The sequence below is a fragment of the Luteibacter yeojuensis genome (genome assembly GCF_000964085.1).
In the GTDB taxonomy this organism is placed as follows: Bacteria; Pseudomonadota; Gammaproteobacteria; order Xanthomonadales; family Rhodanobacteraceae; genus Luteibacter; species Luteibacter yeojuensis_A.
Genome location: NZ_JZRB01000016.1, coordinates 125,710 through 149,152, shown reverse-complemented (window position 1 = coordinate 149,152; position 23,443 = coordinate 125,710). Strand labels below are relative to the sequence as shown.

General features: G+C 69.6%; 13 protein-coding genes. 10 read left to right on the top strand and 3 right to left on the bottom strand.

What is annotated here, in order from left to right:
* Complete coding sequence (locus VI08_RS08730; protein ID WP_045829172.1) at positions 1-648, bottom strand: thymidine kinase; 648 nt, start codon at positions 646-648, stop codon at positions 1-3.
* A 123-nt stretch (positions 649-771) separates the two neighbouring features.
* Between VI08_RS08730 and VI08_RS08725 the strand changes: the two genes are divergently transcribed.
* Complete coding sequence (locus tag VI08_RS08725; protein WP_045829171.1) at positions 772-2,763, top strand: UvrD-helicase domain-containing protein; 1,992 nt, start codon at positions 772-774, stop codon at positions 2,761-2,763.
* Between the two features lie 28 nt (positions 2,764-2,791).
* On the opposite strand, the gene VI08_RS08720 is transcribed toward VI08_RS08725, so the two are convergent.
* The gene (locus VI08_RS08720) at positions 2,792-3,811 is read right to left on the bottom strand and encodes an AI-2E family transporter (RefSeq protein ID WP_045829170.1); all 1,020 of its coding nucleotides are present in this window, start codon (positions 3,809-3,811) and stop codon (positions 2,792-2,794) included.
* Positions 3,812-3,859: 48 nt separating this feature from the next.
* The gene (locus VI08_RS08715; protein WP_045829169.1) at positions 3,860-4,876 is read right to left on the bottom strand and encodes an AI-2E family transporter; all 1,017 of its coding nucleotides are present in this window, start codon (positions 4,874-4,876) and stop codon (positions 3,860-3,862) included.
* A 146-nt stretch (positions 4,877-5,022) separates the two neighbouring features.
* Between VI08_RS08715 and VI08_RS08710 the strand changes: the two genes are divergently transcribed.
* From VI08_RS08710 to VI08_RS08670, 9 genes are all read left to right on the top strand, one after another.
* Entirely contained in the window at positions 5,023-5,937 is a 915-nt protein-coding gene (locus VI08_RS08710) for a 5'-nucleotidase, lipoprotein e(P4) family (protein WP_045829168.1), read from the top strand.
* A 219-nt stretch (positions 5,938-6,156) separates the two neighbouring features.
* Complete coding sequence (locus VI08_RS08705; RefSeq protein WP_045829167.1) at positions 6,157-7,125, top strand: hypothetical protein; 969 nt, start codon at positions 6,157-6,159, stop codon at positions 7,123-7,125.
* A gap of 17 nt (positions 7,126-7,142) precedes the next feature.
* Positions 7,143-9,752: a glycerol-3-phosphate 1-O-acyltransferase PlsB gene (gene plsB, locus VI08_RS08700; RefSeq protein ID WP_232309504.1), complete on the top strand. Its 2,610-nt coding sequence runs from the start codon at positions 7,143-7,145 to the stop codon at positions 9,750-9,752.
* 106 nt (positions 9,753-9,858) lie between these two features.
* Positions 9,859-13,131, top strand: coding sequence for a DUF6543 domain-containing protein (locus tag VI08_RS08695; protein ID WP_045829165.1), 3,273 nt, complete (start codon positions 9,859-9,861; stop codon positions 13,129-13,131).
* A gap of 40 nt (positions 13,132-13,171) precedes the next feature.
* Complete coding sequence (gene ubiE, locus VI08_RS08690) at positions 13,172-13,921, top strand: bifunctional demethylmenaquinone methyltransferase/2-methoxy-6-polyprenyl-1,4-benzoquinol methylase UbiE (protein ID WP_045829164.1); 750 nt, start codon at positions 13,172-13,174, stop codon at positions 13,919-13,921.
* Between the two features lie 120 nt (positions 13,922-14,041).
* Complete coding sequence (locus VI08_RS08685) at positions 14,042-17,317, top strand: dermonecrotic toxin domain-containing protein (protein WP_045829163.1); 3,276 nt, start codon at positions 14,042-14,044, stop codon at positions 17,315-17,317.
* 80 nt (positions 17,318-17,397) lie between these two features.
* Positions 17,398-19,248, top strand: coding sequence for a M1 family metallopeptidase (locus VI08_RS08680; RefSeq protein ID WP_045829162.1), 1,851 nt, complete (start codon positions 17,398-17,400; stop codon positions 19,246-19,248).
* A gap of 1 nt (position 19,249) precedes the next feature.
* Entirely contained in the window at positions 19,250-20,251 is a 1,002-nt protein-coding gene (locus tag VI08_RS08675) for an alpha/beta fold hydrolase (RefSeq protein WP_084621380.1), read from the top strand.
* A gap of 97 nt (positions 20,252-20,348) precedes the next feature.
* Entirely contained in the window at positions 20,349-23,435 is a 3,087-nt protein-coding gene (locus tag VI08_RS08670) for a dermonecrotic toxin domain-containing protein (RefSeq protein WP_045829161.1), read from the top strand.
* Positions 23,436-23,443: the final 8 nt, after the last annotated feature.

Genomic DNA, 23,443 nt, shown 5'->3' with positions numbered 1-23,443 from the left:
TCAATGTCCTTCGTTCGGTTCGGTTTCGCCCAGCGGCAGCACGGGCTGCTGCAACTCGATGCGGCCTTCGCCCGCGGTGATCGTCTTGAACTCCGCGCGGCTGACGGAGACATAGCGGTCGTTGCCGCCGATCTCAACCTGCGGGCCCTGGGTGACGGCCCGGCCGTGTTCATCCACGCGCACCACCATGGTGGCCTTGCGCCCCGAGTGGCAGATGGTCTTGATCTCCTCGAGGTTATCCGCCCAGGCCAGCAGGTAGCGGCTGCCCTCGAACAGCTCGCCGCGGAAATCGGTGCGCAGGCCGTAGGCCAGCACCGGGATGTTGAGGCGGTCGACCACGTCGGAGAGCTGCCACGCCTGGTTCTTCGACAGGAACTGGGCCTCGTCCACCAGCACGCAGTGCAGGGGGCCACGCGCCCGGATATCGTTTTCCACCATGGCGAAGATGTCCTCGTCACCGGCGAAGCGCATGGCCCGGGCCTGCAGGCCGATGCGCGAGGCCACGATGCCCTCCCCGTAGCGGTTATCCAGCGCCGGGGTGAGGATCAGCGTCCGCATGCCGCGCTCATGGTAGTTATGGGCGCTCTGCAGCAGGGTCGTGGTCTTGCCGGCGTTCATCGCCGAATAGTAGAAATACAGCTTGGCCATGCGGGTTCCTGGTCTCGACCGGGCATGGTAGCGAATCCCGGCCCCGCCCGCCCCGGCCCGGGCGGCCGCCCGGCCGTCCTGCTACCATCGCAACCCTCGTTCGCCGCCCGCCCGGCCGCCCCGATGCTGAATCCGCAACAACACGCGGCTGTCGAGTACTGCGATGGCCCCCTCCTCGTGCTCGCTGGCGCCGGCTCCGGCAAGACCCGCGTCATCACCGAGAAGATCTCGCACCTCATTTCCCGGCGCCACCTGGCCGCCGAGAAGATCGCCGCCATCACCTTCACCAACAAGGCCGCGAAGGAAATGCGCGAGCGCGTGGGCAAGCTCATCTCCGATGAGTCGGCGCGCGCCCTCACCGTATGCACCTTCCACGCGCTGGGCCTGAAGTTCCTGCAGATCGAGCACGAGCGCGCGCGCCTGCGCCGCGGCTTCTCGGTGCTGGACGCCGACGACAGCGCCAACATGATCAAGGAGCTCTCGCCCAAGGGCGTGAAGCCGGAAGTGATCCAGGGTATCCGCAACCTCGTGGGCAAGGCCAAGAACGCGGGCCTGACGCCCGACGAAGCCATGGCCGCCGCGCGCACGGCGCGCGAAATGGAAGCGGCCACCATCTACGACCTCTACCAGCAGCGCCTCGCGGCGTTCAACGCGGTGGATTTCGACGACCTCATCCGCCTGCCGCTCAGCATCCTCGAAGGCGATGCCGACGCGCGCGCCATCTGGCAGGAGCGCCTGCGCTACCTGCTGGTGGACGAATACCAGGATACGAACGACGCGCAGTACCGCCTGTTGAAAGCCATCGCCGGCCCCAAGGCGCGCTTCACCTGCGTGGGCGATGACGACCAGAGCATCTACGCCTGGCGCGGCGCCAACCCCGAGAACATCGACCAGCTTGGCCGCGACTACCCGCAGCTGAAGGTGATCAAGCTGGAGCAGAACTACCGTTGCGCGAAGCGCATCCTGCGTGCGGCCAACCAGCTCATCGCCAACAACCCGCACGTGCACGACAAGAAGCTGTGGAGCGACCACATCGAAGGGCCGCCCATCCGCGTCATCGAGTGCAAGGACAACGACCACGAGGCCGAGAAGATCGCGGCCATCGCCACCAGCCTGCACGAGCGCTACAAGGACAAGGGCTGCCGCTGGGACGATTTCTGCATCCTGTACCGCGGCAATTTCCAGGCGCGCCCGCTCGAGAAGGCCTTGCGCCTGGCCCGCGTGCCCTACCACCTCAGCGGCGCGCTGTCGTTCCTCGACCGCGCGGAGGTGAAGGACATCCTAAGCTACCTGCGGCTGCTGACGAACCCCACCGACGACGCCGCGTTCCTGCGCATCGTGAACGTGCCCAAGCGCGAGATCGGCGCCACGTCGCTGGAGAAACTTGGCGAGATGGCCCAGTCGCGCAACGCGTCGCTGCTGGATGCCGCGCGCAGCGACGCGGCGCTGAAGAACATCTCGCCCAGGCCCGCGTCCGCGCTGGCCAGCTTCGCCCGCCTCATGGATGAACTGCGCAGCCATGCCGTGCATGAAAGCGCCGCCGACCTGGTCGCCACCGTGATCGAAAAGACTGGTTACGGTGCCCACGTGGCGGCCAGTACCACCGACGAGGTGCTGCGCGAGCGGCGCATGGGCAACCTGCGCGAGCTTATCGACTGGTTCCGCGCCATGGGCCGCGACGGAGGCCGCACGGGTGATATCGCGCAGCAGCTGGCGCTGCTCAGCCACGCCGACCGCGATGACCCCGGCAACGCGCTGCGCATGATGACGCTGCACTCGGCGAAGGGCCTGGAGTTCCGCTTCGTGTTCATCGTGGGGTGCGAGGACGGCACGCTGCCGCACGAGGGCGCCATCGACGAAGGCCGCCTCGATGAAGAACGCCGCCTGATGTACGTGGGCATCACCCGCGCGAAGGAGATGCTGACGCTTTCGTTCTCCGCCCGCTCGCGCAAGTACGGCGAGGTACTGACCAACGACCCCAGCCGCTTCCTCGAGGAGCTGCCGCAGGACGACCTGCACTGGGATGGCCAGAACCCAGAGGCCGACGCGGAAGTGAAAAAGGAAACCGCCGAATCGCACATGGCGCGCATCCGGGCGATGCTGGCGGGCGGCTAAAGAACCATGTAGGAGCGCAGCTCTTCGGTTAGATGAGCTTTTCCGCTTCGAGTTCGCTCTTGAGGTACGCGTAGTAGATGGGCCCGGCCACCAGGCCGCCGATGCCGAACGCGGCCTCGAACACCAGCATGGCCACCAGCAGCTCCCATGTGCGGGCGCGGATCTGGCCGCCGACGATGCGGGCGTTGAGGAAGTACTCGAGCTTGTGCACCACCACCAGGAAACCCAGCGCGGCGACACCGACCCAAAGCCCGGCCGAGAGCGCCGCGATGGTCACCAGCGTGTTCGAGATGAGATTCCCCACCACGGGCAGCAGGCCGACGACGAAGGTGATGATGACCAGGGTCTTCGCCAGCGGCACGTGCACGCCCACGATCGGCAGCGCCACTAGCAGGAACGCCGCGGCCAGGGCCGTGTTGATGGCCGAGATTTTCAGCTGGGCGAAGATGATGTTGTGGAAGGCCTCGGCAAGGCGCGTGGCGCGCACCGAGAGCTCGTACGAAAGGGGGCGCGTGGGCCGGCCGCCGCTGCCATGCGAAACAGCCACGATGGCACCCAGCACCAGGCCGATGAGGATATGGGCGAACACACGCGCGGCCGTGGTGCCGACGAGGCGCAGGTCGCCGGCGTGTTCATGGGCCCAGCCCATGCCCTGCGAGCGGAAGTCGGCGAAGCTGTCGGGCAGGCTCGACATGATCCAGGCCGGCAGCTGCTCGTGTGCCTTGTCCAGCAAGGGCAGCAGTTTCTCGTCCCACAGCTGTTGCGGATCGCCCAGGTCGTGGCGGTAGAAGCTGAGCCCCGACACCACCAGCAGCACGATGGCACCCACCACCACGACGGTGACGACGCCGACCGCGATGAAGCGGGCCCGCTCGCCCGGGATGGCGCGCCGGATGAGGGGCGTCATGGCTTCCACCACCTCGTACACCAGCAGGCCGGCCAGCAGGGCCGAAATGAGGTGCAGCATGAGGATGCCCCACAGCGCCAGCGCGGCGAGGACATAAGTGGCGAGGCGGATGGCTCGGGAATCCCCCGGGACGCTGACCATGCGGTACTCCTTGGCGGTGGGCGGATTCCAGCAGCCGGGCGATGAACGCTAGATCAAACGTTCGGCTTCGAGTTCAGCCTTGATGTAGGCGTAGAAGATGGGGGCCGCGACCAGCCCGGGCAAGCCGAACGCCGCTTCGAACACCAGCATGGCCACCAGCAGCTCCCAGGCACGGGCGCGGATCTGGCCGCCGACGATGCGGGCGTTGAGGAAATATTCGAGCTTGTGGATGAGGATGAGGAACGCCAGCGCGCCCAGGCCCACGTACAGGCCCACCGAAAGGCCGACGATGGTGATGGCCGTGTTCGACAGCAGGTTGCCGATGACCGGCAGCAGGCCGACGATGAACGTGATGACGATGAGCGTCTTCGTCAGGGGCAGGTGCTGGCCGAAGAGGGGCAGCACCACCACCAGGAAGATGGCGGTGAAGCCCGTGTTCACCAGCGAGATCTTGATCTGGGCGAACACGATGTTGTGGAACGCGTCGGCCAGCCGGGCGCAGCGCAGGCCCAGTTCGCTGGCGAAGGGGCCGATCTGGTGCGTGGGCCGCGCGCGGCTCAGTGCCACGAAAGCCCCCAGGATGAGCCCCAGCACGATGTGCACCAGCACGCGGGCGGCCTCCTTGCCGGCCAGTTGCAGCGCCACGGCATGCGAGCGCGCCCACTCCAGCGCGGTATCGCGCAAGGCATCGACGCTATCGGGCAGCAGGCCCACCACGGCGGGCGGCAGCTGGCCGCGGGCGCGGTCCACCATGGGCATGAGCTTGTTCTGCCACAGGTCGGCGGGGTTGCCGATCTCGTTGCGGAAGAAGCTGATGGCACCCAGGATCAGCAGCGTGAGCAGGCCCACCACGACGATACCCACCAGGGCCACGGCCAGCATGCGGGCGCGCTCGCCCGAGAGCCGGCGCCCCATCAGGGGCGCGACCGAGACGACCACCTCGTAGACGAGCAGCCCGGCCAGCAGCGCGGGCAGCAGGCGCAGCACCATGATGAGCAACAAGGCCACGCCGGCGAGGATGTAGCTGGCGATGCGCACGGCGCGGGTCCGGTTTTGAGCGTCCATCAGGGGCCCTTGCGAAGATCAGGCCGCAGTCTGTCAGCACACGGGGGGCGGGCGCCATAGGCGGCACGGCGTCGTCAGCCTGTCGTAAACTGCCGTCACAATCGCCGGCCCTCGGGCACAGGCGCCCGATATGCCAAGGGGAATCCATGATGAAGTTCGCCCCGGCCGCGCTTGCGGCCGCCCTCGTCCTCGCCGGCTGCGCGTCGGCACCGCAGGCCGCGAAGCCCGCCGCCGCCGCGGCACAGGCCGCTCCCGCCGCCGCCGAGCCGGCGGCGGCCGGCCCCGCGCCGGACGACAACCTCAACGCCGTACTGTGGTCGCAGACCGCGAACGAGCACGACTTCATCTACATCCAGACCTACCGCGATGCGCAGGAGAAACTTCTCAAGGCGAAGGCGGATCGCCGCTGGGACGCACTGGCGAAGGACGACCGCGCCGCCCATCCGTCCCTTGCGGAGCTGAAGCCGGCCGTGGTGCTCGACGTCGACGAAACCGCGCTGGATAACTCGCCCTACCAGGCCCGCCTCATTCGCTCCGGCGGTGAATACAACGAAGCGGAATGGGCCGCGTGGTGCCAGGAAGGCAAGGCGAAGCCCATGCCGGGTGCCGTCGAGTTCACGAAGTTCGCGGCCGACCACGGCATCGCGGTCATCTTCATCTCCAACCGCGCCAAGGATCTCAACGACGCCACGCTCGCCAACCTGCGCGCCGCCGGCTTCCCGGTCGCGGGCAAGGAATCGTTCCTGGGCCTGGGCACCTTCGTCGAAGGCTGCGAGCAGGCCGGCAGCGAGAAGGGCTGCCGCCGCCAGCTGATCGCCGGCAAGTACCGGGTGCTGATGCAGTTCGGCGACCAGATCGGCGATTTCGCCAATGTCTACGGCAACACGGCCGAGGGCCGCGCCAAGGCCATGGCCCCGTACACCGCCTGGATCGGCGAGCGCTGGTTCGTGCTTCCCAACGCCACGTACGGCAGCTGGGAACCCGCGCTCTTCGATAACGACTACACTCTGCCGCGCGGGGAACGCCGCCAGAAAAAGATCGACGCGCTGCGTACCAATTAATTCAATAACTTAGGTCATGATATTTGACGTATTGCTTTAGCAATGTCGTCCAACTATCATGTGCCTCGCCGAAACCCGCGGTGCGAAGAGCAAAGCGGGCAAGGCCATTTCCCTTACCGGCTTCGGGCCGGATAACCCCGTGAGACCCAAGGTCTCCGGGGTTTTTCTTTATGCGGATGCGGTAATCTCGCTTCCCCGCCGTTTACGGACGACGCACCCATGATCCGCACCACCCCGAAGGCCTGGCTGCTCATGCTGGCGCTGGCGTTCGTCGCGGGTTGCAACCGCCACAAGGAACCGGCTGGCACGCCCGGCGGTGGCTCGCCCGAAGATGCCGCGCGTGAATCGCTCGAGCTGATCCGCGACGGCAAGTTCGACATGTTCTGGCAGCACGCGCTGCCGCCGGCCGATTTCGCCACGTTGAAGGCCGACTGGCCCAGGCGTAACGCGGCGGCCGAACCCATCAATGACGACGACCGCGCGAAGTTCGAGAACGGCGTGAAGCGCCTGACCGAGCCCGACGCGGAGAAAAAGCTCTACGCCGACCTGCGGCCGACGCTCATCCACTTCGACCGCGATTACAAAGACCAGATGCCGCTTATCTCGGGCGTCGGCCAGTCGATGGCGCTGACCGCCATCGACCAGGCGAAGGACCTCACCATCCCGCAAAAGCGCCAGCTGCGCGAAGCGGTGAACGCCATCGCCCCCTGGACCCAGGGCGTGGCCTGGGGCGACCAGGACAAGGCGAAGCAGGCCATCGGCATCCTCGTCGACACGGCACGCAAGGCCCATCTCAGCACGCCCGAGGCACTGCATGGCATGGACTTCACCCAGTCGATGGCCACGTACTCGGCGCTGTGGCTGGGGCTAAAGAACCTGCTGAACGTGTACGGCCTGTCGCTGGACAAGAGTTTCGAGTCCATCAGCATCGATACGCTGGAGAACACCGGCGGCACGGCCCACGTGAAAATCACCTACACCCTGCTCGACAAGCCGATCCAGACCGATGCCACGCTTGTCCTGCTCGATGGCCGCTGGTACGACAGCGACCTGCTGCAGAGCGTGCGCAATGAGCACTTCAAGCTGAACCCGCCGCCGGCGCCCGCCACCGCGCCGGCACCGGCGGCCACCGCCGCCCCGCCGCACCGCGACCCGGGCGCGCCGGTCGCGGCCGCGAAGCCCCGCTAAGGCCTTACAATCCCACGATGTCCGAAATTCCCATGAGTGCGGATCCGCACGTCCATGTCGCCCGCTCCCCGTGGTGGTTCAAGCTGCTGGGGCGCGTGCTCGAGCCCTGGGTGCGCATCAAGCGCGACCCGGCCGAACCCGCCGCGCTGCTCAAGAGCGGGGCCGCCGTGTGCTACGCCATCGAGCGCGACGGCACCTCCGATGCCCTGATCCTCGAGCGCGCTTGCCGCGAGGCTGGCCTGCCCAGCCCCATGCAGCTGCTCGACTTGCCCGGGCGCCGCCGGCGTTCGGTGTTTTCGCTCAGCCGGCGGCACGGCTGGCTGTTCGGCCGCACCGACGCACGCGGGCCGAAGGAACCCATCGGCCAGCTCATCCGCGCCATCGAGGACGACCCCCAGCGCGATATCCAGGTCATCCCTGTCTCGATCTACGTCGGCCGCGCCCCCAACCGCGAAAGCGGCTGGTTCAGCGTGCTGTTCGCCGAGAACTGGCTCGTCGTGGGCCGCTTCCGCCGCATGCTGGCCCTGCTGCTCAATGGCCGCGATACCGTGGTGCACTTCTCCGAGCCGGTGTCGCTGCGCACCGTGCTGACCGAATCGCAGGGCCTCACCAACGAGCGCCTCACCCGCAAGATCGCCCGCGTGCTGCGCACGCACTTCCGCCGCATCCGTGCCGCGGTAATCGGCCCCGATCTGTCGCACCGGCGCACGGTGGTCGACGCGGTGCTGAACGCGCAGCCGGTGCGCGATGCCATCGCCGCCACGGCCAGCAAGGAAAACATCACCCAAGCCAAGGCCGCGCGCCGCGCACGCGACGCCGCCCTGGAAATCGCGGCGGATTATTCCCACCCCGTGGTGCGCTCCACGTCGTTCCTGCTCTCCAACTTCTGGAACAAGCTGTACGACGGCATCGCCATGCACCACTTCGACAAGGTGCGCGCCGAGGCGCCGGGCCACGAAGTGGTCTACGTGCCGTGCCACCGCAGCCACACCGATTACCTGCTCCTGTCGTACCAGCTGCACCACTCGGGCGTGGTGCCCCCGCACATCGCGGCCGGCGTGAACCTCAACCTGCCGGTGGTCGGCCCCATCCTCCGCCGCGGCGGCGCGTTCTTCCTGCGCCGCAGCTTCAAGGGCAACGCGTTGTACTCGGTGGTGTTCAACGAGTACCTCGCGCAGCTGGTCGACCGCGGCGTACCGCTCGAATACTTCATCGAAGGCGGCCGCTCGCGCACGGGCCGCTTGCTGGCGCCGCGCGCCGGCATGCTGGTGATGACCGTGCGCGCGTTCCTCCGCGCACCGCGCCGCCCCGTGCTGTTCCAGCCCGTGTACATCGGCTACGAAAAGCTCATGGAGGGCAAGTCGTATGTCGGTGAACTATCGGGCAAGGCGAAGGAGAAGGAATCGCTGCTCGGCCTCATCCGCGGCCTCAAGGTGCTGCGCCAGCGCTATGGCCACGTCACGCTGAACTTCGGCGAGCCGATCCGCCTTACCCCGCTGCTCGACGGCGCCGCGCCCGATTGGCGCGAGACCACGGCCGAGCCGGATAGCAAACCCGAGTGGCTCAACAGCGTGGTCGATGGCCTGGCCGAACAGATCCAGGTGAACATCAACCGCGCGGCCGACGTGAACCCCATCAACCTGCTGGCGCTGGCGTTGCTCGCCACGCCCAAGCACGCCATGGCGGAAAACGACCTGCTGGCGCAACTCGAACTCACCAAGGCGCTCTTCCAGGAGCTGCCCTACTCCGATCGCGTCACTATCACCGCCATGAACCCGCAGGGCATCATCGCGTATGGCGAGCAGATGGGCTGGATCCGCCGCGTCCGCCACCCCCTGGGCGACGTGCTCGTCACCGAGGGCGAGCAGGCGGTGCTGCTCTCGTATTTCCGCAACAACGTGCTGCACCTCAACGCGGTCGCCGCATGGGTGGCCGCGTGCTTCCTCAACAACCGGCGCATGTCGCGCTCATCGGTGGCGCGGCTTGGCAAGCTCATCTACCCATTCATCCAGGGCGAACTGTTCCTGCCGTGGGACGAGGAAGGCTTCGCGAAACAGGTGCACGACACCATCGAGTTCTTCGTCGGCCGCGGCATCCTCGAGGCCTCGTCCGAGGGCCGCGTGCTCGAGCGCGGCCCGGGCCAGGATGACGGGGCCTACCAGCTTCGCGTCATCGCGCGCAGCATGCTGCAGGCGTTCGAGCGGTATTACATCGCCATTGCGGCACTGGTGAAGAACGGCCCGCACACCTTGTCGGCCGGCGAACTCGAAACCACCTGCACGCTTACCGCGCAACGCCTCGGCCTGCTCAACGAGCTCTCGGCGCCGGAGTTCTTCGACAAGGCCCTGTTCCGCGGCTTCATCCAGAAGCTGCGCGAGGCCAGGGTCGTATGGACCGATGACGCCGGCAAGCTCGATTTCAGCGACGCGCTGGAAGACATGGTGCGCGATGCGCGGGTCATCCTCGCCCGCGAGGTACGCCACTCGATCCTGAAGATCACGCCGGGTGGCGACAACGACCGCGACCTCGACGCACGGCCTCCGGACGACCCGGGCGAGACCAGCGCCGAATCGCTGCACGAACGCCACGTGGCGAACGAGCACGAGCGGCACCACGGCCAGCACTGACACGCATGCAGGAATACGCCTACACGCGATAGGTGCCGACACCTACAGTGGCCTGGCTTAGCCCCCGTTAGCCTTGGCGGACACATTCGTTCGCCAAGGTATCGCCATGGAACAGGCACCCCCGCAGGCACCGCCCGCCCACACCCAGCCGGCCGAACAGGCGGCCATCGCCGCCATCGCCCGCATCGCCGGCTTCGACGCCTGGCTCGGCGAGCTGCAGCAGGGCCTGCCCCCTTTCGCCGCGCAGCCTGCCCCCGGTGAGGCGGCCGCCTTTGCCGACGCCATGGGCCGCTGGTGGCGCACGCCCGTCGATGCTGGCCCCGGCACGACGCCACAGCCGCGCCACGCCGTGCTCGCACGCCGCATCGGCCAGCTGATGCGCGACGAGGCCGCGCTGCAGGCGCTCGACGGTACGCTGGCGCGCGACGCGGTGCATGCCGTGCGCCGGTTCGTCCGCGACCCCATGGGCACCGGCATCCACGCGCACCAGCCCATCATTGGCGGCCACGCGCTGGCCGGTGTCGTGGCCATCACCGACGACGAGTGGCCAGGCCATGTTCTGCTCTTTACGCCGGCGCAGGGCTGGCTCGTCTTCGCCACCATGGACGACGCCGCCACGCATGTCGCTGATTGGGCGCAGCGCTGGTTTGCCATCGACCGCCTGCCGCCGGGCCTCGCCGCGGGCGATGCGGGTTTCCATCCTGCTCCCGTGCTGCTGCGCCCCATCCAGGGCGAGGCCCTCGCGATGCTCGCGCACGGTGTCACCACCCTGCAGGCGCGCGCTGTCGCGCATGCGTGGCAAGCATCCCCCGCCGGGCAGGCCGGGGATGCGATCAGCGCCGCGCTGCGGCTCGATACGCTCTTCGATATCGCTGCCCTGCTCGATCACCGCGAGCAACGGCTCGTTGACCGCCTGCTGCGCGATCGCCTGGCGCAGGCGCCGGCGGCCGTCGCCGCCGACTGGCGGCGCGCCGCGGGCGATTACGCGCTGCGGCTCGCGGAGGGCCCCGGGCGGCCCGCGGCGGGGCGGCGGCTGCCGTTCGACGCATGGCTGCGCGCGGCGCTTGGCCAACGCCTGCGCGCCCATGGCATCGACAGCGACCCGGCCCGGCTCGTCGTCGAGCGCCACCGCGTGCTTGCGTTGCCGGACACCGACGGTATCGAGGGTGGCCCGCCACTGACGCACGCCGCGCACATCGACGACACGGGGCTTGTCGAGCTCGCGATGGCCAACATCGGCGCCTACGACGGCTATGAATACGCGCTGCGCGATGGCACGCGGCGGCTTGCCCTCGACTCGGCCTCGCTGCGGGCGATGGTCCGCGGGCTCGATGCACCCAACGGCTACCGCGGCTATGTCACCGAGGTGCTGTCGACGTCGCCATCCGGTGCCGTTGCCAAAGCCGAAGCCATGGGGCTGTTCGCCGCGCGGATGGCCCTTGCTGCCGAAACGGCGCGCCTTGGTTACTTCGTGCCGGCCATGCCGCCGGGCTTCATCGACGACCACGCGTTCCGTGGCTACGCGTGGCTGCGCGCCGTGCTGGATTCGCCCGTGGCGGCGGGGCGTGCCCAGGTCGAAGGGCACGAGGTGGTCGCCAGCCAGGTCACCTACAAGGGCACGCCCGTGCGCGACCTGCTCATGGTCTCGGTGGCGCAGAAGAACGCCGTGCCACGCATCGTGCTGTACACGCCCGATGCGCCCGACGGCCGCGCCGTGCGCGAGTACGCCGACCAGGCGGAAGCAGCGCGCGCCTTCTTCCAAAACCGCATGTTCGAGTCCTGGTTGCTCGAACGCCTGCCCGCGGAGGATGGCGACGGCGGCCGCTTCCGCATCGATTACGGCACGCGGACGGCCCAGTTCGTTTTTTCGATGGGGGGCGACGGCTCGCGCCCGGGCGAGCGCTTCGCGTCCGTCGATATCGCGGGCGACATCTTCGCGGCGAACTACGATGCGGGCATGCACCTGCTGGCCAGGCATGCCGTGGCCGGAAGCCGCACGGCCCAGGACGCCGATGTCTTGCCGTGGCTGCCGGAGCTCACGCTGGAAGGCGTCGCGCGCGCCGCCACCGCCGTCCTGGGCGCCCCCGCGATCGCGGCATGGCAGGCGGAGGAAGCCATCCGTGCCGGCGATTACCGCGCGGCCTTCGTCCATGCCACGGGCGCCTATGTCGGCGCCCTCGACGTCGTCGCGCCCGCACTGCGGGCACGGCGGGCCACCCTGCCGGCGTTCGCACGCACGGCGAGGCCCGGCCGGCCGGCGCGGGTGGTGACGGTGGCACGGGCGGCGGCGGATGCGGGGCGCGCCGTGGAGGTGCCCGTGCCTTTCGCGGCCCGGCCCTTCGACGCGGCGTACCTGGCACGCAAGGTGGGCGTACCGGCGCACCCGCCCGGGCCCGATGGCATCCACCGGCTCGATGCGGGCGCCACCACGGGCACGTATATCGCCCGCGACGGTAGCATGTACCGGGTGCACCGGCCCGACGCCCAGGGGCCCTGGCGCCTCATGGCACCGAACGGCGACCCGTCGCGGTACGGGCCACCCGTGGCCTACGGCGAGGGGGGCTGGCACATGGCCCGCGTGGGCCTGGCGGGTGGCGCGCCCGCGAACCCCAGGGTGGCCGATGTCGGCGTCGGGGTCCTCGACTTCCTCGACGGTTACCGGCGAGAGATGGCCGAACTGCAATCGCTGGACGGCGTGCAACTGCATCATGTCGCGAGCACGCTCCGCGCCAGCCAGCATTCCGATCGTTCCGCGAAGCGCATCATCGAGCAGGTGCGCACGGGCGGCCAACTCAGCGAGGCCGACCGCGGCGCATGGCAGGCGGCGGTGCTGGCCGGGCAGCGCGCGCGTTGGCCGGCGGCCGCGCCCGACCCGGTCGCGGGGTGGCACCTGCAGCCGATCGAACGCAGCCAATGGCCTGCGCGTGTCTACCATTACACGCGCGCGAACCGCTACGCGGTGTTTCGCGGCTCGCGGCTTAGCCTGTGGCAATCCCGCGCAGACCCCAACCGGGGGCCCGCCGGCCTGTACACCACCACGCTGGGGCCGGAGCGGTCCGACGACGTCATCGCGCGGGTGATGCGCGGCGACCTGCTCACCCGGTTCATGTCGCCCAGCGAAATGGCTGACATGCGCGCCGTGCACGTGGAGATCCAGTTGCATCGGCTACGCGACGAAATGTGGCCCGACGGGCGGTACCGCTACAACGTGTACAGCGTCACCAACCGGGGCCACGAAACCTATGTGATCCTGCCGTCGGCACCCCCGCCGCGCCCGCCCGCCAGCGACGTCTCACCCCGGGTCGATGTATCCCTGGGCGAGATCGTCCTGCATCCGGGCATGTTTGGGGTGGGCCAGCGGCCCGCCCCGCCACGCTAGCCGGCTCGCACCCCCCGCCTGATCCGGCTACCATCGCCCGATGGCGAACGAATCCACCACTCATTTCGGCTTCCGCGACGTGCCGGTCGGCGACAAGCAGAAGCTCGTCGGCCAGGTCTTCACGTCCGTGGCCCGCAATTACGACCTCATGAACGACCTCATGTCGTTCGGCGTGCACCGGCTATGGAAGCGCCATTTCGTGGCCGTCAGCGGCGTGCGCCGCGGCGATCGCGTGCTCGACCTGGCGGGCGGCACGGGCGATATCGCCGCGCTGCTCAAGCCGGTGGTGGGCGATGAAGGCGAGGTGGTGGTGGGCGATATCAACGCCGCCATGCTGGGCGTGGGTCGCGACCGCCTTACCGATCGCGGCCTCGTGGCGGGCCTGCGCTGGGCGCAGATGAATGCCGAGGCGCTGCCGTTCCCCGACAACAGCTTCGACGCCGTCACCATCGCGTTCGGCCTGCGCAATGTCACCGACAAGGACAAGGCGCTTGCCGACATGCAGCGCATCCTCAAGCCGGGCGGCCGCTTGCTGGTGCTCGAGTTCTCGAAGGTGCAAAGCCCCCTGCTCTCGAAGCTGTACGACGTGCACTCGTTCCAGATCCTGCCGCGGCTGGGCAAGCTGTTCGCCAACGACAGCGACAGCTACCGCTACCTGGCGGAATCCATCCGCAAGCACCCCGACCAGGGCACGCTGAAAGACATGATGCTCGCCGCCGGCTTTGGCCATGTCGAAGTGCGCAACCTCACCAACGGCATCGTCGCCATCCACCGCGGCTACAAGCTCTAGCACCCCACGGCTAGCATGTAGGTCTGCGCCCACAACGATTCGGGCCGCCGCCTACAGCAAAAGCGGGTGCAACTTCGTACTTTGGCGGCTCCTCCACCGCCAAAGGATGGCACCTTGGATATGCTCCCGCCGCAGGCCCCGCCTGCCCAGGTTTCGCCGCAGGAAGCCGCGGCCACCGCCGCGCTGCGCCGCCTCACCGACCACGAGGCATGGCTGCTCGCGCAGCACGGCGCCATGCCCCAGCCGCCCGACGCGCCCGCCGCCGGGCAGGAAGCCGCGTTTCTCGCCGCGTTCGACGCCGCCATGGCCGCCCCCGTCGACGCGGGGCCCGGCATCGTGGCCACGCCGCGCACCCAGGCGCTGGCCGCCGTGCTCGGCGCCGTGATGAAAGACGAAGCCGCGTTGCGCCGCCTCGATGGCACCCTGGGTGTCGCGGCGGCCGACACCATCCGTGCGTGGCTGGCGGCGGGCGGCGCGGCCAGCGGCACGCAGGCGTCGTTCGTTCGTTTCGGCGGCACGCGCTACGCGGGCGCCATCGCACTGCACGCGGCGGCGGGCGACGGCCCGGCGTGGCTCTTCCTGCCCGACGCCGGCTGGGAGGCGTTCCCGTCGCTGGCGCAGCTTCATGCCGTGGTGGCGCGGCGTTTCCGCGAGCAGGCCGCCCATGGCGACGAACTGCCCGGCATGGCCGCCGACGCCGTGCGTGCCGCCGTCGCGGGTGGCGTCGTCGACACCGACCCGGCCAGCGGCGACGTGCTCGGCACGCTGGCCGCCGACATCATCGGCGTGCAGCGCGCGAGGGCGGCCGCGGCATGGCAGTACTTCAACGACGGCCTGCTCACTGCCACGGGGCTCGGCGATGCGCTCCGTGATGCGGTGGGCCTGCACCATGCCATCGATGTGACGCGCATCCTCGCACGGCGCGACCGGCTTCTCTTCGACGAGGTGCACGCAGGCCGCCTCGCCCAGCTACCGTCGGGCGTCGCCGACGCGTGGCGGGTCGCGTTCCACGCCTATCAGGCCGAGGTCACGGGGATCGAGCAAGCCATGGCCGATGGCCACGCGCCGTTCCCGGCCTCGCTGGATGCCTTCGCCCGCGCGGCGCTACAGCAGCGGCTGCAGGCACGCGGCCTCAGCGAAGCTGTCGACGACATCGAGCTGGTCGTCCGCGATACGACGCCTCCGTCGTCCATCCTGGGCTACCTCTGGCAGCCGGCCGCCGCTACCCGCGAGCACCCCGCCAACCTGCTGCAGCTGGCGTACACCAACGCCACGACGGAAGTGGTCCGGGTGCGAGGGCCCGGTGGCGTGCCCCTGTCGGCGCCCCTTTCGCCCAGCGCCGTGGCATCGATGGTGCGCGCGCTGAACCTGCACGAGCGCTACCCCGCCTACCTCGACGCCCACGGCGCGACCTCGCACGGCGGCCTCGGCCGCGCGGCCCTTCGCTTCGCCGCCGAGGATGCCCGCACGGCGTATTACGTGCCGGGCGAACCGCACGCGTTCATCGACGACCGCGACGAACGTGGCTACCGCATGGTGGATGCGGTGCTGGCCTCGCCAACACCCGCGTCGCGCCCGACGGTAGGCGGGCATGCCATCGTGGCGCACCAGGTGACCTACCGTGGCGCCGTGCTGGCCGACGTGCTGGTGATCGGCGTGGCGACACCCGGCTCCGCACCGCGCATCGTCGCGTGGACTCCCGGCGCGCCGGATGGCAAGGAGCTGCGCGAGTTCGAAAGCCGGGCGCAGATGGCGGCGGAGTTCCTCCATGCCAGCGCGTTCGAGTCCTACCTGCTGCAGCGGATCCCGCTCGACCTCGCGCTCACCGATGCGCAGGGCAACCCACGCTTCGACACCACGGGCACGCGACTGGCAACGTGGGTGTTCAACCAGGGCGGCCTGCAGGGTACGCGCACCGACGAGGTGTTTGGCGAGCGGGCCATCACGGGCGATGTGTTCGCCACGCTCGACACCACGGGGCGGCAGTTGCTCGCCCGCAACGCGCGCTGGCTCACCCGCTCCACCGAGGCGGTGGATCGCGGGCGCGCGATGGCCATGGCGCGCCTCATCACGTCGGCCGTGCACCCGGCGGGCGAACTCGGTGCCACGATGGCGCGGGAGGTGGTGACCGCCATCCCCGCCATGCTCGGCCAGGCATGGCGGTTCTACGATGCCGTGAAGGCGGGGGATGGCACCGAGGCCTTCTTCGCTTTCGTGGACGGTTACAAGGCCTTCCTGGCCATCGCGCCGGGGCCCTCCGCGGGCGCCGCGTCGGCGCGCGTGGCGTGGCTTCGCGCCAGCCGCGGTTCGCCGCGCCTTGTCCGCGGCACCGCCCGTGCACCGGCGCAGGCGCTCTTCGAGCAGCGCTTCGTGGTGCGCGGCGTGCGCGCCCGCGACGCGACCCGGGTGGAAGACGGCATCCTGCATATCGGTGGCGAGCCTTTCATCGAACACGCCGGGCTGCTTTATCGCGTGCGTTTCGACAAAAACATCGGTGGCTGGCGGCTCAACCGCCTCGGCGCGCCCGACAGCGTGTTTACCGGCCCCGCCATCGAGCGGACGGCTGGCGGGGGCTGGACCTACCGGCGCGTGGGCCTGCTCGGCGGCAGCGGCCGCGGCCAGCCGCACGGGCGGCGTGCCGGCCCCTATCCGCCCGGGCGGCCGCCGCGCGAGCTCATCTCGCTGATGCGCGACCCCAGCCTCTACAACCCGGAGATCAACGCATTGTCGGGCGGGCAGTTGCGCAGCCTGTGGATCGAGCTGCGCAGCCGGGCGGGCCACCATGCGGAGCGCATCGTGCGCGCCATGCGCGCGCGGGACGGGCGGGGCGCCGGGACGCTGACCGTGGCCGAACGCGCGCACTGGGATGAAGCCCTGCGCATCGCACGCTCGAACCCGGCGGTGCCCGTCAACATGGGCCCGGCCGCCACGCCCATCGACCTTTCCGCCCGGCGCATCGACGGCATGCAACGCCTGCGTGCCGACGAGTGGCCGGCCGAGCTTTGGTACTACACCGATATCCGCGGCGACATGCCGCCGTACCATGCCGTGGTGCACCTACCCCAGCTCCGCGCCAGCGAACAGATCGTCGGGGTGCCTTTGGTCAGCTATGCGCCGGCCACGCCGAGCATGCAGGTGGTGCCGCGGTGGTATGGCGTGGCTCGCGAGGGCCTGCAGCTGGGGCAGTTGCTCACGTCGGTTCGCGTCGACCTGCGCCGGCTGCGGGGCCAGGCCACCGCCGCGGGGCGCCCGGCCTTCGACCTGTACCGTGTCGGCCCCGCCGATAGCCCGGCCTTCGTCCTCCGCCCGGCGCCCACCGACCTCGATCCGCGCGGCCTGCGGCCGTTGTCGCTCATGCCGGGCGATTACGTGTATTCCCTGCCGGCGGCCCGCTGACGGCGCGCCAGGGGGTGCCGCGGGGCACCCCCTGGCGTGGCGGTGGCATACTGTTCCCTTTCGTCCCCTGGAACCGTTCCATGCGCCTGCTCCCCTACGCAGCCCTCGCGATCGCCTTCCCCGGCATGGCCTTCGCCGCCGATCCGCACTCCTACGCCCAGCCCGACGTCGTCAAGGTCACGCACCTCGACCTCGCCCTGAAGGTGGATTTCGCGAAGCGCGAGCTGGCGGGCGACGCCACGCTCAAGCTCGACTGGAAGGATGCCGGCGCCAAGGCGCTCGTCCTCGACACGCGCGACCTGAAGATCGCCCATGTCGACGCCATCGACGCCAGCGGCAAGGCCACCCCGCTCACGTACACGCTCGCGGCCCGCGACAAGGAACTGGGCTCGAAACTCACCATCGCCGCGCCGGCGCACCCGGCCAGCGTCCGCATCACGTACACCACGGTGCCGGCGGCGTCGGGCCTGCAGTGGCTCACGCCGGAGCAAACCGCGGACAAGAAGCAGCCGTTCATGTTCTCGCAGTCCGAATCCATCCATGCGCGCTCGTGGGTGCCGCTGCAGGATTCGCCGGCCATCCGCTTCACCTACGATGCGCACGTCACCGCGCCGAAGGATGTCCGCGTGGTGATGAGCGCCATCAACGACGCGAAGCACCCGCTGGATGGTGATTTCAAGTTCGACCAGCCGCACCCCATCCCCTCGTACCTGCTGGCCATCGCCGCGGGCGATATCGCGGTGAAGGAAACCGGCCCGCGCAGCGCCGTCTACGCGGAGCCCAGCGTGGTCGGCAAGGCCGCGCACGAATTCGAGGATACCGAGAAGCTCATCGCCACCACCGAGCAGCTCTACGGCCCCTATGCGTGGGGCCGTTACGACATCCTGGTGCTACCGCCATCGTTCCCCTTCGGCGGCATGGAAAACCCGAACATGACGTTCGCGACGCCCACCGTGCTGGTGGGCGACAAGAGCCTGGTGTCGCTGGTCTCGCACGAGCTTGCCCACTCGTGGTCGGGCAACCTCGTCACCAGCGCCGCATGGCGCGATATCTGGCTGAACGAGGGTTTCACCACCTACGTGCAGGGCCGCATCACCGAGGCCGTGTACGGTAAGGCGCTGGCCGACGAGGAGGCACTGCTCTCGGCCCGTGAGCTGGAGAAGACCATCGGCGACATGCCGGCCAATACGCAGAAGCTCACGCCCGATCCGCGCGGCGTGGGTGCCGACGATTCGCTGTCCTCGGTGGCGTACGACAAGGGCTCGTGGTTCCTGCGTACGCTGGAGCAGCGCTTCGGCCGCGAAACGTTCGATGCGTACCTGAAGGGCTACTTCGCGCACTTCGCCTTCCAGAGCATCGACACCGACACGATGTTCGCGTACCTCAAGGCCAACCTGCTCGATAAGTACCCGGGCAAGATGAGCGAGGCCGAGGCCCGTGCATGGATCTGGCAGCCGGGCATCCCCAAGGATGCGCCGCTGCCCACCTCGCCACGCTTCGACAGCATCGACCAGCAGCGCACCGCTTTCCTGGCCGGCAAGCTCGATGCCGCGAAGATCGACGCGAAGGGCTGGAACACGCAGGAGTGGATGTACTTCCTCGATCGCCTGCCCGACGTCGCCCCGCTCGACAAGATCAAGGCCATCGACGCCGCGTGGCACCTCACGGGCACGCCCAACGCCGAGATCGGCATGCGCTGGTATGCGCACGCCATCGCCGCGGGCGACAAGGACGTGTGGACGGCCGCCGCCGAGCACATGACGCGCATCGGCCGCCTCTACCTCACCACGCCGGTATACCGTGCATTCGCCCGCACGCCCGAGGGCCTGGCCTACGCGAAGCAGGCCTACGCCAAGGCGAAGGCTGGCTACCACCCGATGACCCAGCAGGCGGTGGAAAGCATCCTCGCCGGCAAGTCGAAGAAGAAGTGACATGGCGAAGACTCCCGCGCCCATCGGCGCCACGCCGGTTCGCCCGCTATGGCAACGCCTGCTGCTTCGTCGCCTGAAGTTCCTCGTCATCGTGGCGGTGGTGCTCGGTGCCGCCGCGGGCGGTGTCTACCTGTTCGCACCGCAGCTGCTGTTGAAGGCGGATGCGGCGCGCATGGCCATGCAGGCACACGTCGAAAAAAAGACGGTGGTGGCGGGTGACACCACGTGGTCGTACTACGAAGGTGGCCAGGGCCCGACCATCGTGCTGCTGCACGGTTTCGCGGCCAACAAGGAAACCTGGCTGGAAACGGCGAAGGGCCTCACCGACCACTTCCGCGTCATCGCCCCCGACCTGCCGGGCTGGGGCGAATCGTCGCGCAACGACAGCGGCGACTACGGCGTGCCCGCGCAGGCGGCACGGCTGGATGCGTTCGCCACCGCGGTGGCACCCCAGCATTTCCTGCTGGTGGGCCAGTCGATGGGTGGCGCCATCGCCGGCGTCTACGCGGCGGACCACCCCGACCGCGTCGCCGCGCTGGCGCTGGTGAGCTCGCTGGGCCTCACCTTCAAGGAAAACGACTTCGTCCGTGACGTGAAGGCCGGCAAGAATCCGTTCCTGTTCGACAACCGCGAAGGCCTCGAGGCCCTGCTCGCCCGCATCTTCACCAAGCCGCCGCACCTGCCGGGGCGCATCGAAGATGCTTTGGTCGATCGCAACAAGACCGACCGCGCCTTCATCGAACGCACCTTCGCGGAGCTGAAACAACCGGAACAGGCCTACGCGCTCGACCCGATCCTGGGCAAGCTGACCATGCCGGTGCTCGGCATCTGGTGCCACGATGACAAGATCATCGATGCGTCGGCGCTCGATACGTTGCGCGAGGGCCTGAAGAACACCTCTTCCATCGGCGCGACCACGCTCAACGGGTGCAACCACATGCCCATGCTCGAGAAGCCGGACGAGACAGCACGCATCATCACGGGGTTTGCGCTGGCCCACTGAGTAGGTAAAACCTCCGGCTACGCCGGGGGTTTCCCCTACAGACACCCTTGCCCTCGCGGGCCTAAGGTAGGCGCTCGTTCACTACGCGAGCCCCTGCATGGATGCACTACCCCCGCCGCCGCCCGCGGTCGTGCGCGCGGTCGACCAGGATGCCGTCGACGCCGCCACCCGCCTCATCGACATGGAACGCTGGCTGCATGCGCAGCAAGCCAGCCTCCCCACCCCGCCGTTACAACCCGACAACGCATCGCTCGCCGCCTTCGCCGGCGACGTGGACGCATGGTGGGCGTCGCGACGCGAACCCTTCAAGGCGCGCCTCGCCGCCGCCATGGGCGATATCGCGCTGCTTCGGGGTTTCGACGGTAGCCTGCCTGACGATACCTGCGCCGCCGCCATCGGCATCGCCACGGTGCATGGCATGGTGCTGCCACACGTGGCGCTGCACGAGGTCACGGTCGGTGGCGCGCCGTACGCTGGCGCGTTCCTCGCGGCCGACACGCGCCCCGCCGGCAAGGTCATCTCCTTCCTGCCTGCGCGCGGGTGGGACACCCACGATACGGCGGCGGCCGCCCTGCAGGCCATCGAGGCGCACGCACGCCGCGCCCTGGCGTCGCGCACCGACCTGCCGGGCGTGGCGCACACGCGGCTGGGCGGTGCAGGCGAGGGGCCCATCGTCGCCTCCCGTCCGCTGCAAGGGCGCCTGTTCGACACGCTGGTCGATGGCATCATCCGCGCGCAGCGCGAGAAAATGGATGCCGCTTGGGCCGAGTTCTCGCTCGGGCCTGGCGTGCCCGGGCGCCACCAGCACCTCGCCGATGCGCTGCGCGACGCCCTGCGCCTGGCGGACGCGTTCGACGTTGCCAGCATCCTCGAGGTACGCGACGCCCGGCTGCGCATGGCGCTGGCCGACGAGCGCCTGGCCACCGTGCCGGCCGACGTGGCCGCCCAGTGGCGGCAGGCACGCCGCGATTACGCCGAGGGCATGCAGGCCATCGCGGCGCGCGAAGGCGAGGCCGGCATCGCGCCGCCGGGCGGCCTGCACGACTACACGATGCGGCAATTGCGCACGGTGCTCACCGGCCTTGGCATCGACGACGACCCGGCCGATATCACGATCACGCTGCATCGTGGCACCGATGTCGCGGCCTGGTTCGAGTCGTTCACCTCGCTGTTCACCGGGCCCGAACCCTTGCATGCGCCGCTGCTCGACCTGGCCCTCCGCAACGTCCCGCCGGCCGGGGGTGGGCTGTTCACGGCCAGCGGCAAGCGCGGCGACGCCATTGCGCCCCTGAACGACAAGGTCATCCGCGGCATGCTCAACCGCCTGGATGTGCACACGCGGTTCCAGGCGCTGTTGCGCCGCGAACTGCAGGAGGGCCCGCTCGCGCCGCTGCGTCGCTCGCTGTTCGCCACGGGGTGGGCGGCACGCGCGCGCCATGAGGCCACCGACGCCCTTGTCGCCACGCTCCGCGACGAGCACGCCGGCGCGGCGCATCTCGGCCTGGGCAGGCAGGGCCTGGCATGGGTGGTGGCGGCGCTGGATGCAACCGCCGGCGCGCGCACCTTGCCCAACGGCGCGGCCATTGAGGTGAGCGCCGTGGGCTACCTCGATACGACGATCCGCGACATCGTCGAGTTCCGCGCCACCGGGCAGGCTCGCTTCGTGCTGTACACCCCGGGCGCCCCCGATGGCGTCGCCTTCCGGCAGTTCGCTGGCCGCGACGAGGCCGAGCGCCTGTTCTACCGCCAGCCCGCCTTCCGCGAATACCTGCTCGACCGGTTGCCCGCGGCGTTCAGCGAGCTCGCCGGGGTGGGCGGCGCCCGCCAGTTCAAGGCGAGCCGGGGGGTGCAATGGGTGTTCGGCGGCAATCTTCCGCCGGGCTACACGCAAACCGCCGGGCCGTTCGAGCCCCGGCCCATCGCCGGTGATATCGCGGGCGCGCTCTACGACACCCACGTCGAGCACTCGCTGCGCCAGGTGCGCGAGGTGTCGCGCAGCACCGCCGACGCCGGCTGGGGCTACCTGGTCGACCTGTGGCATCGCAATCCCGCGCAGGCGCTGCCCGCGCACGCCGTCGTGGCCACGGTGACGGCGCCGTTCCGGGTGGCGCCCGCCGGCTGGCGTGCCTACGACGCCGTGCGTGCGGGCGATTTCGGGCGCGCTTTCGTGGATGCGACCGAGGCCTATGTCGCCGCCATCGCCGCGCACGCCGCTGGCGCGACGGCCCTCGCGAGCGGCACCGCACTCGCCACGCTGGGGTTCCGCACGGCACGGGGTGCCACGGTGGATCGCGTGCTGCGCCGTGGCGACCAGCCCATGCCCTCGCGGTACCCGGCCAGCGGCCCCGCCCCTGCGGGCGTGCCGGATGCGCACGGCCTTTACCGTATCGACGGGCAGCAGTATGCCGCCGTCGGCGGGCAGCTCTACAAGGCGTACTACGACGCCCCGCGGCGTGCCGTGCGGCTTGGCAGCGTGCCGGCGGGTGGTGACGTGGCCGGCCCCACGATCCGGCTGCAGCAAGGGCTGTGGCGGCTGGGCAGGCAGGCACCGCCGCGTGCCAGGTACGGCAGCAACGCCAGCGACGACTTCCGCAGCGAGTACGTCGCGCAGCTTGCCCACGCGTTCCCCGACGCGGCGGAGCGCGACTTGGTCGTGGCTGCCATGTTCCGCGAGGTGCGCGGGCTGCCCGCGGCGGCCGCCGCTGGCGTCAGCGAAGCGCAGCGCTCGGCGTTTCGCGACGCCATGGTGCGGGCGGAGCAGGCCGTGCACACCCTCGCCGGTACCGGCCCGGCGTTGCCAGGGCACCTGCGGCGCGTCTCTTCCGCCGACCTGCCGCAACGCCTCTGGTTCCACGGCGACCGCCGCATCCACGCCGATGCCTTCGCGCATGCGGCAACCGCCAGTGGTGGCGAGTGGGCGGCGATGGGCACCGCCTACCAGGCAAGGGATGTCGTGGGGATCCGGCTCACCGCGGTGCCGCCGGGCGCGCCGTCATCCCCGCACGACTTCGCCGTGGAGCTTGCCGTGCGCGACATCGTCGCCGCGCGTATGTCGGGCGCGGGGCCTGTCGACCTGGTGACGGCACTGGGCAGCAGCGGCCCCGACTTCATCCTGCGCACGCCGCCGGGGCAGCCGCTTGTCCTCGCGCCCGGCGAGTTCCGGGTCGTCGAAACGCCGATGTAGGCGTTCGC